Source organism: Catenuloplanes nepalensis, from assembly GCF_030811575.1.
GTDB classification, from domain to species: domain Bacteria; phylum Actinomycetota; class Actinomycetes; order Mycobacteriales; family Micromonosporaceae; genus Catenuloplanes; species Catenuloplanes nepalensis.
In genome coordinates this window covers 5205927-5219410 of the sequence record NZ_JAUSRA010000001.1, presented here as the reverse complement: position 1 = coordinate 5219410, position 13484 = coordinate 5205927, and the positions used below count along the sequence as shown (strand labels likewise).

Here is a 13484-nt window from a genome sequence, read left to right as displayed (position 1 = left end):
GGCCGGCAGCGGGCGGGAGGTGCGGTGCGCAGGCGACTGGTGACCACCTACGTGCTGCTGCTCTTCCTGGTCCTGCTGGCCCTGGAGATCCCGCTGGCCGTCTCGCTGACCGGGCGGGAGACCGAGCGTGTGCTCTCCGACCGGATCGCCGACACCACCCGGCTCGCCTCGCTCGCGGTGCCCGCGGTTCGCAGCGGCGAGTTCGCCTCGCTCCTCGACGAGCTGGGCCGCTACCACGAGCTGTACGGCATCGGCGCCACCTTCGTCGACCTGGACCGGCGGCCCTGGATCGGCTTCGGCGGCGACCCGCTCACCGCCGAGCACGCGGCCGCGGCAGTCCGCGGCGCCCTGGCCGGCCGGGTGGTCGGCACCCCGGGCACGCTCTGGCCGTGGGAGTCCCGCCCGCTGGTGGTGGCCGTGCCGGTCGACGACGGCGGCGCCGTGCTCGGCGCGATCGTCACGGTCTCGCCGACCGGCGGCAACCGCGGCGCGATCCTGCTCGCCTGGCTGCAACTCGGCCTGCTCGGCGCGGTCGCGGTCGCGATCTGCGTGCTGGCCGCGCTCCGGCTGGCCGGCTGGGTGCTGCGCCCGGTGACCCGGCTGGACGAGGTCACCCACGAGATCGCGGCCGGGGACGGCGGCGCCCGCGTGCATCCCGGCTCCGGGCCGCCGGAACTGCGCCGGCTCTCGGCCAGCTTCAACGAGATGGCCGACGCGGTCGCGGAGTCGCTGGAACGCCAGCGGTCGTTCGTCGCGCACGCCAGCCACCAGCTGCGCAACCCGCTCACCGTGCTCCGGCTGCGGGTGGAGAGCCTGGGCACGGCGCTGGCCGACGACGACGCCCGGGAGGACCACCGGTTCGCGCTGGAGGAGACCGACCGGTTCGCGGAGATGCTCGACGGCCTGCTCGCGCTGGCCCGTGCCGAGCGCGGCGAGCACCCCACCGAGACGGTCGACGCGGTCGAGGCGGTCCGGCGGCGGGAACGCGCGTGGCTGCCGCTGATCGCGCACCGGGGCGTCACGCTGCGCGTCACCGTGCCGGACTGGCCGTGTCACGTGCGGCAGGCCGCGACCGCGCTCGACCAGTCGCTGGACGCGCTGATCGACAACGCGCTCAAGTTCACGCCGGCCGGCGGCACGGTCGAGGTGACCGTGGAGCCGCGCGACGGCGGTGTCGAGGTGAGCGTGCGGGACACCGGGCCGGGCATGACCCTCGACCAGTGCCGGCGGGCGACCGAACGCTTCTGGCGCGCACCCGACGCGCAGAACGTCGACGGCGCCGGCCTCGGCCTGCCGATCGTCACCGCGCTGGTCGCTGCCTCCGGCGGCCACCTCACGCTCGCCCCCGCCACCACCGGCGGCCTCGTGGCCCGCCTCTGGTGGCGCTCCGGCACCCCGCCCCTCACCCGTGATCAGGGCGTCCCCGAAGTCGCTGGAACGACGTGAGGGCGCCCCATGTCGTTCTGACCACGTGGGGGACGCCCTGATCACGGGCCGTCATGGCTTGACGGAGCGGTAGTAGCGGGCCGCGCCGGGGTGCAGCGGCAGCGGCATCGTCGCGATCGCGGAGCGAAGATCAAGAGCTTCGATCGCGGGGTACGCCGCGGCCAGCGCGTCGCGGTGCTCCAGCAGTAACCGCGTGACGTCGTAGGCCAGGTCCTCCGGCATCGCGGCGGACGCGACCAGCAGAGTCGGATCCGCGATCGTGGCGGCCGGCGGCGTGCGGTAGGCCGAGCCCGGCACGTTCCACACCGTGCTGCCCAGCGTGCCGGCCCAACCGGACAGGTCCAGCAGCCGGATCCGGAGCGTGTCGCTGAGCCGGCGCAGCCCGGCGACCGGCAGCCCGCCCGCGAAGAAGAACGCGTCCAACTCCCCGCGGGCCAGCGCGCCCGTCGCGTCGTCGAGGCCGAGCTCCCGACGGTCGTAGGCGTCGCGCGGCATCCGGGCCGCGGCCAGCAGCCGGCCCGCCGCGACCGCGGTGCCCGACCCGGGCGCGCCGACCGACACGCGCCGGCCGCGCAGGTCCGCCACCGTGGTGATCGGACTGTCCGCCTGCACGACCAGGTGCAGCAGGTCGTCGTAGACGCGGGCCAGCGCGGTCACCGGCGACTCCGGCGCCAGCACGCCGGCCTGCGCGAACCCGATCTCGGTCTCGCCGCGCTCGACCAGCGCGACCGCGGCCGCCGACGCCGTGGTGGTCACCACGGAGACCCCGATGCCGGGCAACTCCCGGTCGATCAGCGCGGCCAGCTCGCGCCCGATGTCGTCGGCGCCGGCCGCGACCCGGATCCGGCGCGCGGCCGGCGCGCGACTGGAGCAGGAGGCGCCGCCGAGCAGCGCGGCCAGGCCGGCCAGCACGGCACGGCGGGGGAGCGCGTTCACGGGTGTGCCGGGAGCGTTCATGAGTTCGCACAAGTTTGGCACAAATCCCGGTCGTGAACGCCCTATGAACGGCCGGCCTCCGACACCGTGTTCTTCAACGGAAGGAGGAGGACCACCATGAGTTTCCTCACCAGCACCTTCGTGACGGCGTTCGAAGCGGCCTGCCTGATCCGCTGCGCGCGCCCCGTCCGGCCGGCCGAGACGCGCCGGCCCCGGCTCGCCGACGTGCACCGGGTCGCCGCGCCGCAGGGCGACGCCGTGGCCGAGTTCGACCGGGAGGAGGCGGCGGAACGCCTGACCATGCTGCTCGCCGCGCTCGGATACCACGCCCGCAGCGCGGAGCGCGACGGCGGCGGCGTGCGCCGGTACGCGGTGCAGCAGGTGACGATCGCCGAGCCGGACCGCGCCGCGGCGGACCGGATGATGGTCACCTCCTGGCAGCGCGGCCGGCAGCGGCTGCTCGCCACCGACCCGCTCGGCTCCACGTCTCCGCAGGCCGCGCACCGCGTCGTGCTCGCCCGCGCCGCCTGGAACGCCGGCGTGCTGGTCGGCCGGCTCCGCCCGCGGCACAGCCAGTTGCGCATCGGCATCGCCGAGCCGGACATGGTCGCGGTCCTGGTCCGCGCGGCCCGCCTGGGCGGCGTGACCAGCAGCGTCAGCAAGCGGTCCGGCTGCTTCGTGATCGCGGTCCCGGAGCAGGCGACGTCCTCGCTGGTCAGTTACGAACTCCCCGGCACCACCCGCGCGGTCCGCCGGCCCTCCCTGAGCCCGCGGCACGACCGCCCGGCAGCCCGGCTGGCGGCCGCCTGACCGCGCGCTCACCCCGGCGCCTTGTGCGGCGTGCTCGCCTCGTGCGGCGTGCTCGCCTCGTGCGGCGTGCTCGCCTTGTGCGGCGTGCGCGGCCACCACCTCCAGAGGACTCATGCGGACAAGCGAACCGGTGGCGCGTCCGCCGGTGGATCAGCCGCGCTCGTGCGGGAGCAGCCGGCGCCAGGACGCGGTCACCAGGCGGCCGGTCGGGAGGAGGTAGACGCGCCAGTCGGCCGGGTTGTCGCGGGGGAGACCGCGCACCGCGGCGCGGGCGTCGGCGCCGTAGCGGTGATGGACGGACTGCCGGTCCTCCCTGTCGAACAACGGCGTGGCCACGCCCTTCGGCCAGGGACGGATCTCGCCCTCCGCGCTGTCCAGCGAGGTCGCGACCAGCTTGATCGAGTCCGGGTGGTAGTGGTCACCGCGCATGCGTACCCGGGCGGCGGTCTTCTCCAGGGTGTCGTAGAGCGCGTAGGTCACGGCCGGATAGCCGCCGTACTCGCGGTAGGTCTCCAGCGCGTAGGCGCTGAGGCGCCGGCCACCGGCGGCGAAATAGGTGTGCGGCGCGTCCGCGATCTGCGGGTCGTCCGGGCCGAGCATGAGCTTGCCGTTCACCGGATCGCGGACCACCGCGACGGCCTGGCGGACCAGCCGGTCGGCGTCGCGCAGCCGCCATCGGCGGGCGGCGTCCGCGATCGCGGTGCCGTCCCGGTAGATCACCAGCGCGGGCGCCCGCAGCTCATTCCATCCGGACGGCACGAAGCCGCCCTCATGGCCGTACTCCAGCGTCGGCCGGCTCGGCGCGGCCGATGCCGGGCCGGGCAGCCCGATCACCAGACCGGCCGCGGCCACTCCGGTCAGAAGACTCCTGCGATCCATGATCGATCCCCGTTCGCGTGGACTGTGCCGGGGCCAGACTGGCACCATGACCAGCGCAGAGAGGCGAGAACGCCGGAAGTCCACCCGGAGGGACGGTCAGCCGCGGTCCCGCCGGGCGAGGGAGGCCCAGTCGCCGAACACCGGGACCGGCTCCCAGTGACCGGAGACGTCCGCGTCCCACTCGTCCTCCGTGACGTGCTCCGGCGCGTCGTCGTCCGTGACGATCCGGCGGACCTGGCCGTCCTCGCGGAACCGCTGCTCACTCACGCGGGTCGCGCTGTCGCCGCCGGCATAGTCCCACTGCGTCATCGAGTGCAGGAACAGGCGGTCACCGGCCCGGCGGAACTCGTAGAGCAGCGTCTGCCGCCCGTGCTCGTCGAGGAACCAGACCCCGGCATGGTCCTGCCGCCAGGAGACCTCGATGACCGCGCCGGGATGGTCCGCCCCCGGCAGCGCGACCGCGTAATGATCACCGCGCGCGTCCCGGGCGGCGGCGGCCGAGGCGGAGATCGGATAGACCGGCTCATGCCGCCGGAAGTTCCACTTCCGCCCGTAGACCGTCACGCGCCGATCATGCCGGAGTCCAGGGGCTGGGAAGACCAGCCCCCGACCGAAACCGTATTCCGGCCTCCGGCGTCGCGGCGCTGTGGTGTGTCGGGCGCTCCACGCCGATATTTCGGTTTATTGGTGGCGTTGAGCCTTGTTGGTGGCGTTGAGGGCGCCTCCGGCGGGTCTCGGGCTCCGGGGGAAGGGGCGTGGGTTGCGGCGGTTGGGGTTCGTCGGCCCCGCTGCCTTTTCGTGGGTGGCTGGGTTGGGTTTCGTGGGCCTGGCTGCCCCGTATGCCGTCTTCCAGGTCAAGCCGGGCAGGGCCGCCAGCTTTGGTCTCCGGTCGGCAGGGTCGTCGCTGGCGCGCCGTCCTTGCCTGGGGTGGCGGTTTCGTGGTGGGTGGCGGCCCTGCCGATGATCTGCACCCCAAGGGTGGTCGACGGTATACGGGGCAGCCCGGCGCCGGCGGTCTGCGCTGGACGCGCGATCGAGGTCGAAGCCAGCTCGCGGCTACGGAGCCGATCCCGCGTCGCAGATTGTTGTCGCCGAGCCGCCTGGTGGCGGTTACGGCATCGAGGTCTCGGTGGTCGCGAGGCACCGGGCGCCTCGCGTCCGACATGTCGGCGTTTAGCATCCAGTTCCAGAGCATGACCTCAATGCTGCAAGGCCCGAACGTCCCAAGCGGGGAGCGTCTCTCACCCGACACCAAGGCCCAACAGTGCTTCCCGACTGCGCGATTGATCATGCGAAGGTGATTACTGATCTTTCGAGGTCGAGCGGTGGTGGCCGTCCGGGCGCTGCGCGCCCGAAATTTCACGCTATAGAGGTCGCCGTTGCGGAACGTCGCTCACTTTGAGGGTTATTCAGCGCCGTCCTCGTCAGACCGCGCGGCCTGCGGCAACGCGGTGCCGGTTCGCTGCGCTGAATAAGCCTCTTTGAGGGTTATTCAGCGCGCTGCGCCCCGACGGCACCGGCCTGCGGCAACGCGGTGTGAGGTCGCCGCGCTGAATAAGCCTCTTTGACGCCGAAAGCTCCAGTACTGCCGGGACCGGGAGGTGGTCACGTGTCGCAAATCGTTGTTATCCGGCGCGTTCAACAACGATTTGCGACACGTCGTTGCTTCCGGGAGTCGTCGTCGCCACCTTTGTAATGATATTTCGGACACAGCTTCGGTGATGAAGGGGAGTTTCCCTGCTGATTGTCGGAGTGATGGCGGTGGCGATCCGCGCGGCGGACATGACAAGGGTCGAAAGCGGCCTCGGTCGTTCCGATCATGGTTGGTCGACTTTGGTTGAGCCGAAACGACGCTATCCGCGCCGAATAACGTCCTTCTGGCTCAACCCGCCGCTGTGGATGATCGTCCGGCGCGGCATTCCTGGTTATTTCGGGCATGGGATAGGAGGGGCCGGCTGGGCACCGAGGGTCTGCCGCCGGATCGCCGGGTTGCCAGGCTCGGTGCCGGATCGCCGGGCTCGCTGGCGGATCGCCGGGCTCGCTGGCGGATCGCCGGGCTCGCTGGCGGATCGCCGGATCTGGCGCCGGACGGTCGGCCGCCGGGCGACTGGACGGCCTACTGAGAGTCGGGAGTCGAGTGGTGCCGGCCGTCCGGGCGCTGCACGCCCGAAATTTCAGGCTATAGCGGTCTACCGCTGCGGAACGCCGCTAACCCCTGATGCTGAGGGATCAGTAAGGGCACCGCGCTTACTGAGCCTCCGGTGTCGGCGTCACCGGGCGGCGGTTCTCTGGTGATCCAGGCGTCATCGACGTCGCTGGAAAGACGTCGATGACGCCTGGATCACGATCGGCCGGCGGCTCACCCCAACGTCGAAAGGTGATTAGTGATACGTGGAGCACCGTATGAGGCACTCATACGGTGCTCCACGTATCACTAATCAGATTCAAGGGCGACGACCGGGTGATTTAACCCGATATTTCGGGCGTCGCGCCCGCAGTGCGCGTGGCATTTCCGCATTCTGGCGGCAGTTTCCCGTCATGCGGAAGATCGGCCGGCTATCGGGACCGATCTTCCGCGATGCGGGATCGATCTCTGCGCCAGAAGCAGCCGGAAGGCGACGCGCGGGGTGAGTCGTCATGATCTCCGGGCGCGCGAGGTTGCTTTCGATCTTCTCGGATGTAGCCGACGTTCGAGGAAACGATCACTTGCGCGATTGGGCCTCATTCCCTCGGAACGGCCGCTGAATAAGACTCTTTGTGGCTTATTCAGCGCAGTGAACCGGCACCGCGTTGCCGCAGGCCGCGCGTTCTGACGAGGGCGGCGCTGAATAAGACTCTTTGAGGCTTATTGAGCGCGGCGACCTCACGCCGCGTTGCCGCAGGCCGGCGCCGTCGGAGCACACCGCGCTGAATAGCACTCTTTATCATGATATTTCGGGCAGAAGTGAGCCTCTGGACCGGTGGGGACCTCGGCGCGATCGTCGGGCGCTGCGCGTTCGACATTTCCGGGAATAGAGGATCGCCGCGGTGGGGCGCGGCTCGCCCTGGCGCCGGAGGCTTGTTCAGCGCGTGGCGCCGACGACGCCGTTGAGCTGCGGCAACGCGGCGCCGGCTCGCTGCGCTGGATAAGCCTCTTGGGGTCGGCCTTTCGGCGTCGGGGTGAAAGGGCGGCCCGCGAGCCGCGCCGCTGCCGGGGTTCCGGCGGGTCCCGACACGTCGAGCCGAGTGGGTGGGGGTGCGAAAGACCCCGGCGGCACCGGGTGCCGCCGGGGTCTTTACCCCTCGGAGGTGATGTCTAGCGCTGCGCGAGGATGCGCTTGTCCGCGTCCAGCGACTTCGGGAGGCGGATGGTGATGAACTCGTTGTTGTCGGCGACGCCCGCGGCGCGGCCGGCGGAGCCGGGGAAGTTGTTGTCGTTCAGCACGCCCAGCGTCTCGTTGTCGAGGATGATCACGTCCTCGATCGTCTGGAACGGGAACGTGAAGGTGGTGCCGAAGCCGGCGATACGCTTCGGGTTGGCCACGTTCATCAGGTCGACCAGCAGCGTCTTGTCCATGATGCCGTCGCGGTCCCGGTCGCGCTTGTCGGCCAGGTAGATCTTCTTGACCACGGCGGTGGCGCCCTGGCCGCCGTCGCGCTCGATCACCAGGAAGCGGTTCGCGTCGACCGAGATCGCGTCGCCGATCGCCAGGTTCGCGGCGTCGAGGCGGTAGGTGAGGCGCTTGCCGGTGTACGCGCCCTTGCGGACGTCGAACTCGTTGAAGCGCAGCGTCGCCGCCGGGTCGCCGGTGACCGTGCCCTCCAGCAGCGAGTAGAGGTAGCGGCCGTCGGGCGACTTGGCCAGGCCCTCGAAGCCCTTGCTGGAGCCGAGGTTGGCGGTGGTGCCGGTGCGGGCCGCGGTCTCCGGCGCGACCACGCCGGGCAGCGGGACCGGAGCGGAGAGCAGCTTGCCGGTACGGTCGAAGTGCAGCAGGTACGGGCCGAACTCCTCGCCGATCCAGTAACCGCCGTCCGCGTCCCGCACGATCGACTCGACGTCGAAGTCGGCGCCGGTCAGCACCCGGTCGTCGCGGACCAGGTCCCAGCTGACGTGCCCGTCCGGGTCGGTCAGGTTGACGCCGCCCAGCACGTCCACCTCGTGGGTGCCGAAGACCGGCGCGATCCGCTGGATGCGCAGCAGGAAGTCGGCGCTGTTCGCCTGGGTGCCGAAGCCGTTGTCGGAGAGGACGTCGAAGGTGCCGTCCGCGTTGCGCAGCACGCCGGAGAAACCCTGCACGGGCTGGTCGGCCCAGGGCGCGGCGATGCCGTTGACCGGCGCGGTGCCGAGCGCGGCACCGGCCGGCTCACTGCCGGGCACGAAGGTGAGCGCCGGGAGCGACGCCCAGCCGGTGAGCGTCGGGGTCTTCACCCGGTCCCCGTGTGCCTGGGTCGGCGCACCCGCGAGCGCCAGAGTCAGGGCGAGTACACCGGCGCCGGCTGCGGCGCGCGTGACGTACCCGTTGATCGTGGTCTTTCCCATGGTGGCTCAACGTAGGAGCCGCCGGTGAATGACGGCCGACATCCCGGTGGCCGGCACCGGGCATCGACCGGACCTCTCGTGCTCAGGGGCGCCGGCGGGACGCGGGCGCACCGTCGCATCCACCAGCGCGGCGAACGGCGTGCTGTTACCGTGAGTGAGTTCGTATGAGCGCCCGGATCGGTCGGCCGTACAACGAGGGTGACCGATGACGTCCTTGCCCGAAGCGCCGTTGGCGGAGCAGGTTCAGCGCCTGATGGCGGACGTCTACCTCTCGCACGAGGGGTTGCTGGAGCGGGCGGACGAGCTGGCCGAGGCCGCGGAACAGGCCGGCGATCGATGCTGGGCCGACCTGGCGCGGCTGGTCGGCGCCGACGTGCACAACCGCGGCGGGCGGGCGTCCGAGGCCGTGACGCTGGCCCGGCAGATCCTCGCGACCACCCGGGATCGGCTGGTGCGGGCACATGCGCACTGTGTGATCGCGGGTGGGCTGTGGCGGCTGGGGGACAGTGACCGGGCGCTGCGGCATGCGATCCGGGCGATGCGGGCGTTGAAGGAGGAGGATCCGCCGGCGTTGCTGGCCGATCATTCCCTCGTCCTCGCGGCGTTGCTGAACGACCGGCGGCCGGGCCCGTTGTCCGCGGAGGAGTTCCGGACGGCGCAGCGGTACGTGGAAGCGTCGGGGCAGCCGCCGATGATCATCGCGAATCTGAACAACTGGGCGTGGTGCGCGTACCGTGACGGTGATCTGACGACCGCGACGGCGCTGGTGAAGCGCCTGCGGGCGTGCGCCGCGGAGAACGCGGTCGCCCTCAACAGCTCGACGGCGGACACCGTCGCCCGGGTGCTGCTGGGCAACGGCGAACGCGACGAGGCCATGCGGATCCTGGAGTACGCGCTGGAGCACGCGCCGCCGACCGAGTCCGACGCGGTGCCGGCCGCGCTGGTGACGCTCGCCGAGTTCCAGTTCCGGGACGGCGACTACGCGGGTGGGCTGCGTACGCTCGCGCGGTCCCGGGTCGTCGGCGCCCGCCACGGCGCGTCGGACACCGGCGTGGCGGCGCTGCGGATGGTCGCGCAGGGGCACGCGGAGCTGGGCGAGTTCGAGGCCGCATACCGGGCGATGGTCGAGTTCCACGATGCCTGGACGGAGTTGCGATCCCAGCAGAGCGAGCTGCTCACCCGGTTCGCGCAGGCCCAGTTCGCCGTCGAGGAGGCCTCCCGCGACTCGGCGCGGTTCCGGGAGCTGGCCGAGCGGGATCCGCTGACCGGGTTGCCGAACCGCCGCGGGTTCGACGCGGGTCTGCGGGCGGCCCTGGCCGGCACCGACCCACTGTGTGTGGCCCTGCTCGACCTCGACCACTTCAAACAGGTCAACGACACCTACTCGCACGCGGTCGGCGACGACGTCCTGCGCCACATCGCCGAGCTGCTCGCCACCGTCCCCGGTATCGCGGGCCGCCAGGGCGGCGAGGAGTTCATCCTCATGTTCCGCTCGGATCTCGACGCCGCCGTCGCCGCCTGCGAGTCGCTGCGCCAGTCGGTCGAGAACCACACCTGGTCCAGGGTCGCCACCGGTCTCTCCGTCACGGCCAGCATCGGCGTCACCGAGATCCGCCCCGGCGAGGAGCCCACCGCCGCGTTCAGCCGCGCCGACGCCCTGCTCTACTCCGCCAAGCACGCCGGCCGCAACCGCGTCAGCTCCACCTGATCCCACGCCGCGGCGGCGGCCTCGTCGTGGTGGCGGGGATACGCACACCACGACGGAGCCGGTACGGACGGGCGTCACCGAAGGACGCGCGGGTCCGCCTCCAGCGACTTCGGCAGGCGGATCGTGATGAACTCGCTGTAGTCGGCGACGCCGTGGTAGCGGCCGGCCGAGCCGGGGAAGTTGTTGTCGTTCAGCACCGCGATGGTCAGGTCGTCCAGGACGATCAGGCCCTCGGGCTGCAGCGGGAACGTGAACGTGGCGCGGAAGCCGGCGATCTGCTCCGGGTTCGCGACGTTCATCAGGTTCGTGATGACGGTCTTGTCCATGACGCCGTCACGGTTGCGGTCGCGGCGGTCGGCGATGTAGATCCGCTTGGTCTCGGCGTGCTCGCCCAGGAAGCCGTCGTGCTCGATGACCAGGAACCGGTCCGCGTCCAGCGCGACCACGTCGCTGACCACCATGCCCGCGCGGTCCAGCCGGTACGTCCAGCGCTTCCCGGTATACGTGCTGTTGCGCGTGTCGAACTCGCTGAACCGCAGGTCACGTGCGCCGTCGCCGGCGACCGGACCCTCCAGCAGCGGGTAGAGGAAGCGGCCGTCCGGCGACGCGGCCAAGCCCTCGATGCCATTGCTGGTGTCCAGGTTGGCCTTCACGCCGGCCCGGTCCGCGGTCTCCGGCGCGGTGACGCCGGGCATCGGGACCGGCGGTGCGAGCAGCCGGCCGGCCCGGTCGACGTGCAGCAGGTACGGCCCGAACTCCTCGCCGATCCAGTAGCCGCCGTCCGCGGCCCGCGCGATCGACTCCGGATCGAAGTCGGCACCGGTCAGTGCACGGTCCGGCCGGGTCAGCTCCCAGCCGACGTGCCCGTCCGGGTCGGTGAGGTAGAAGCCGCCGACCACGTCGATCGCGCCGGTGCCGGTGTCCGGCGCGATCCGGTGGACGCGCAGCAGGAAGTCCGCGCTGTTCGCGGTCGTGCCGTAGCCGTTGTCGGAGAGCGCGTCGTAGGTACCGTCCTTGTTGTGCAGACCGCCGGAGAAGCCCTGCACCGGTTGATTCGGGAACGGTACGGGTATGCCGTGCACCGGCGTGCCGCCGAGCGCGTCGCCGGACGGGCGGCTGCCGGCCACGTAGGTCTCCGACGGGAGTGCGGCCCAGCCGGTGAGTGTGGGCACGGTCACATATGCGTCGTCCGCGTGCGCGGGCGCGCCGGCGAACGCGAGGGTCATGGCGACCGTGCCGGCGCCGATGATCCCCTGAACTGCGTACCGGTAGATGTTGATCAAGTTCATGGTCGCACAGAGTAAGGGCCGAAGGTGTATCGCGCGCGTCATTGTGGTGGCCTTCACCAGGCATGATAGGTCGTGGTCACTGGTCTACTGAGGAGGTTGCGGGGGCCCATGGATTACCAGAGCGCATTGGCGTCACTCTTCTTGCCCGATGGTCGTAACGATCCGTACCCGGCTTACGACGTGCTGCGCGCGCACGCGCCCGTTTTCATGGCGGATGGCCGCTGGTGGGTGACCTCACACTCCGTGATCAACCGGGTGCTCCGTCACCCGGCCATGCGGATCGCGGACGCGGCCGACTACGACCGGTTCTGGCCGGACTGGCGGCAGAACCGCGGCGTCGCGTCGTTCGTGCTGTCCATGCTGCAGACGAACCCGCCGGACCACACCCGGGTGCGGCGCGCGGCCGCGGCCACGTTCACGCCCCGCCGGGTCGCCGCGATGCGCGACGTGATCGCGGCGCTGAGCGAGGAGCTGATCGAATCGATGCCGGCGAAGGCGGACTTCGTCGAGACGTTCGCCTATCCGCTGCCGATCTCGGTGATCTGCGCGCTGCTCGGCGTGCCGGCCGCGGACCGGCCCTGGTTCCGCAAGCGGGTCGCGGACCTGACCGTGGTGCTGGAGATGATCAGCACGGAACGGGAGATGGAGCTGGCGGACGTGGCCGGGCGCGAGGTGGAGGACTACTTCATCGGGCTGATCGCGGAGCGCCGGCGCACCCCGCAGGACGACCTGACCAGCGCGCTCGTCGCCGAGGACTCCACACTGACCGGTCAGGAGCTGCTGGCGAACCTGATCCTGTTGCTCATCGCGGGCTTCGAGACCACCACGAACCTGCTCGGCACCGGCATCAAGATCCTGATGGACGCGCCGGAGCACGCGGCACGGCTGCGCGCGGACCCGGAACTCGCGCCCGACTACGTCGAGGAGATCCTGCGGTACGACTCCCCGGTGCAGATGACCACGCGGTACGCGGGCGAGCCGGTCGAGCTCGACGGCATCCGGATCGAGCCCGGCGAGTCGCTCGGGCTGCTGCTCGGCGCCGCCAACCGCGACCCTTCCCGCTACCCGGATCCGCACCGCTTCGACCCGGACCGGCGAGGCGTGCAACCGGTCTCGTTCGGCGGCGGCGCGCACTACTGCCTCGGTGCGCCGCTCGCCCGGCTGGAGGCACAGGTCGCGCTGCCGATGCTGGTCACCATGCTGCCCGGCCTCGCGCAGGACGGGCCGGAGGTCCGCCGGGACCGGCTGGTGCTGCGGGGTTACTCCGCGCTGCCGGTCACGATCGGGTGAGTCCGTAGACTGGTATGTCAGCCTGTTCGTTTTCAGCAAGGAGTGCGCAGCGTGACCGTCCAGCCCATCCGACTCTTCGGGGATCCGGTGCTGCGCTCACCGGCCGAGGCCGTCGTCGACTTCGACAGAGAGCTGCGCAAGCTCGTCGCGGACCTCACCGAGACGATGCAGGAGGCGGGCGGCGCCGGGCTGGCCGCACCGCAGCTCGGCGTGGGCCTGCGGGTCTTCGCGTTCGACGTCGACGACGTGGTCGGCCACCTGGTCAACCCGGTCCTGTCCTTCCCCGACGAAGAGGAGCAGGACGGGCCGGAGGGCTGCCTGTCCATCCCGGGCCTCTACTACGACACCAAGCGGCGGCTCAACGTGGTGGCCAAGGGCTTCAACGAGTTCGGTGACCCGCTGCAGATCGTCGGCACCGGGCTGATGGCGCGCTGCGTGCAGCACGAGACCGACCACCTGGACGGCGTGCTCTTCCTGGACAAGCTGGACCCGGACGCGCGCAAGGCCGCGATGAGGGAGATCCGCCAGGCCGAGTGGTACGACCGGGACAAGCCGCCCACGGTCAAGGTCAGCCCGCACGCGAACCCGTTCGGGCTGGGGCGGTAAC

The 13484-nt window shown here is 71.2% G+C and carries 10 protein-coding genes; 5 read left to right on the top strand and 5 right to left on the bottom strand.

Annotated features, from left to right (window positions below; genetic code table 11):
- Positions 1-24 precede the first annotated feature (24 nt).
- The gene (locus J2S43_RS22745; protein ID WP_306832368.1) at positions 25-1446 is read left to right on the top strand and encodes a sensor histidine kinase; all 1422 of its coding nucleotides are present in this window, start codon (positions 25-27) and stop codon (positions 1444-1446) included.
- 51 nt (positions 1447-1497) lie between these two features.
- On the opposite strand, the gene J2S43_RS22740 is transcribed toward J2S43_RS22745, so the two are convergent.
- Entirely contained in the window at positions 1498-2403 is a 906-nt protein-coding gene (locus tag J2S43_RS22740; protein ID WP_306832366.1) for a TAXI family TRAP transporter solute-binding subunit, read from the bottom strand.
- A 96-nt stretch (positions 2404-2499) separates the two neighbouring features.
- Between J2S43_RS22740 and J2S43_RS22735 the strand changes: the two genes are divergently transcribed.
- On the top strand, positions 2500-3192 hold the full coding sequence (locus J2S43_RS22735; protein ID WP_306832364.1) for a hypothetical protein: 693 nt from the start codon (positions 2500-2502) through the stop codon (positions 3190-3192).
- Between the two features lie 150 nt (positions 3193-3342).
- Here J2S43_RS22735 and J2S43_RS22730 read toward each other — a convergent pair whose 3' ends face one another.
- The 3 genes from J2S43_RS22730 to J2S43_RS22720 form a co-directional block, all read right to left on the bottom strand.
- The gene (locus tag J2S43_RS22730) at positions 3343-4071 is read right to left on the bottom strand and encodes a hypothetical protein (RefSeq protein ID WP_306832362.1); all 729 of its coding nucleotides are present in this window, start codon (positions 4069-4071) and stop codon (positions 3343-3345) included.
- A 96-nt stretch (positions 4072-4167) separates the two neighbouring features.
- Entirely contained in the window at positions 4168-4635 is a 468-nt protein-coding gene (locus tag J2S43_RS22725; protein ID WP_306832360.1) for a hypothetical protein, read from the bottom strand.
- Between the two features lie 2731 nt (positions 4636-7366).
- Complete coding sequence (locus J2S43_RS22720) at positions 7367-8590, bottom strand: esterase-like activity of phytase family protein (protein WP_306832358.1); 1224 nt, start codon at positions 8588-8590, stop codon at positions 7367-7369.
- A gap of 205 nt (positions 8591-8795) precedes the next feature.
- Between J2S43_RS22720 and J2S43_RS22715 the strand changes: the two genes are divergently transcribed.
- Entirely contained in the window at positions 8796-10298 is a 1503-nt protein-coding gene (locus J2S43_RS22715; protein WP_306832356.1) for a tetratricopeptide repeat-containing diguanylate cyclase, read from the top strand.
- A 74-nt stretch (positions 10299-10372) separates the two neighbouring features.
- Here J2S43_RS22715 and J2S43_RS22710 read toward each other — a convergent pair whose 3' ends face one another.
- Positions 10373-11587, bottom strand: coding sequence for an esterase-like activity of phytase family protein (locus tag J2S43_RS22710; protein WP_306832353.1), 1215 nt, complete (start codon positions 11585-11587; stop codon positions 10373-10375).
- 108 nt (positions 11588-11695) lie between these two features.
- On the opposite strand from J2S43_RS22710, the gene J2S43_RS22705 reads away from it, so the two are divergent.
- Together J2S43_RS22705 and def are read left to right on the top strand one after the other, a co-directional pair.
- Positions 11696-12877: a cytochrome P450 gene (locus tag J2S43_RS22705; RefSeq protein WP_306832351.1), complete on the top strand. Its 1182-nt coding sequence runs from the start codon at positions 11696-11698 to the stop codon at positions 12875-12877.
- Positions 12878-12928: 51 nt separating this feature from the next.
- Positions 12929-13483, top strand: coding sequence for a peptide deformylase (gene def / locus J2S43_RS22700; RefSeq protein ID WP_306832348.1), 555 nt, complete (start codon positions 12929-12931; stop codon positions 13481-13483).
- Position 13484: the final 1 nt, after the last annotated feature.